We start from the raw sequence: 1,743 nt of genomic DNA, 5'->3' as shown, positions 1-1,743 counted from the left end.
CAGGGTGTAAGCAAGGGCTTCCGATGTCGGCAATAGACCAGTTTCCCGTTGACAGGACCGGCCTACTCATAGAAGAGCCACAGAGGAAAATCCCGACTGGACGACTGGGCAAAAGTATAAAACCTAAAGTTAATTTACAGCAACCGTGTTTTCCTCAGAACCTGGATTTACCCTGTAAAACCCTGTGGTGCAGCCTTCTGATGGCTGCACTGTGGTAAATCAGCTTTCATCGCTTTTATAAAAACCGTTGTTTAACCCAGGTACGCATTAACGGAATCTTGAATTTTGAATCCAGGAGCACACCATGAAAACCGACCTCTCCGCTGAGAGCATTCAACATATGGCCCAGGGTTTTTCCCGTTCCCGCGTCCTCCTCACCGGTGTGGAACTGGACATCTTCACTCTCCTCAAAGAACACTTCCTCTCGGCAGCTGAGATCGTGGACAGGCTCAATTCAGACCTCCGGGCCACAACCATTCTCCTGGACGCCCTCGTTGCCATGGAACTTCTGGCCAAGGAGAGAAACCGTTACAGGACGAATCCAGAGGTGGCCCTCCTGCTTACCGCTGACTCTGAGGAGTCCATCCTGCCGGGCTTCATGCATACCGCCCACCTCTGGAAGACATGGTCCCAGCTGACGGAAGTCGTGCAGGACGGCGGCCCCGCCCCACGACCGGAGGAGGCCGGCGACCGCACCAAAGCGTTCATCGGAGCCATGCACGTCAGGGCGCTGCGCGACACTCCCGAACTGGTCCGGGCAATCAACCCGGGGACTGCTCGAAACCTCATCGACGTGGGGGGCGGCTCCGGCTCCTACACCATCGGCTTCCTTGAGGCTGTTCCCGGCATGAAAGCCACCATCTTCGACCTGCCGGATGTGATCCCCATGGCCAGGGAGAGGCTTGCCGATAAAGGCCTCTCAGACAGGGTGGATCTTGTCCCTGGGGATTACAACACGGACGAACTGCCCCCCGGTCACGATCTTGCCTTCCTGTCGGCCATCATCCACCAGAACAGCCACGATCAGAACGTAGCTCTTTATAAAAAAATCCTTCATGCCCTGGATCCCGGCGGACGAATCATAGTCAGGGACTGTGCCATGAACACTGACCGTACCCGGCCGACCTCAGGAGCCCTTTTTGCCATCAATATGCTGGTGAATACCTCAGGCGGCAACAGCTATACTTTCGATGAGATCAAGGGGGGGCTGGAAGAGGCAGGATTCGGAAAGGTAAGACAGATTCAGGATAGTGAAATGTCCTCGTTGGTGGAGGGAATTAAACCTTAAAACAGCTCCTCACACCTCCTTCTTGCTGGAAATTGCCACCATCACCGGCACTGGCCTGATCATCCACTCATGACCGGATATCATCCTGCTGCTGCCCTTTAACATTCTTGATTCTTCCCTTCACCATGCACTAAAATAAACTCAGGGAGAAACAATAGCCAAAGACGGCACTGCGCAAGGTCGGAGCCGACCATGGAAACTGTTACCCTCACAAACCGGATCCTGCAGAAGGTCAAAGACTTCGGAGCTGATGACGCAGGCGTGTGCCTGGCCTCGGATCTGCTGAGCGGCCCTACTCATCAGAAGTTTCCCCTGCCTGAAGGGGTCCAGAATCACCACTTTATCCTTGTTTTTGCCCTCGGCCACCCCCCTGATAGACGGGCAGCTTATTGTCTGGGCCAGTCGCTCTTTCAGCGTAGAACTGGATTCAAGGTATTTCAGTCTCTTGACGACAA

At 54.4% G+C, this 1,743-nt stretch carries 2 protein-coding genes; both read left to right on the top strand.

Annotation, left to right across the window (positions count from 1 at the left end; genetic code table 11):
- Nucleotides 1-304 precede the first annotated feature (304 nt).
- Nucleotides 305-1,288: a methyltransferase gene (locus P1S59_14400; protein ID MDF1527418.1), complete on the top strand. Its 984-nt coding sequence runs from the start codon at nt 305-307 to the stop codon at nt 1,286-1,288.
- Nucleotides 1,289-1,480: 192 nt separating this feature from the next.
- The coding region (locus P1S59_14395) for a hypothetical protein (protein MDF1527417.1) at nt 1,481-1,743 on the top strand (263 nt) is incomplete at its 3' end.

This window comes from bacterium (assembly GCA_029210965.1).
In the GTDB taxonomy this organism is placed as follows: Bacteria; BMS3Abin14; BMS3Abin14; order BMS3Abin14; family BMS3Abin14; genus JALHUC01.
This window is presented reverse-complemented; position numbering and strand designations above follow the sequence as displayed.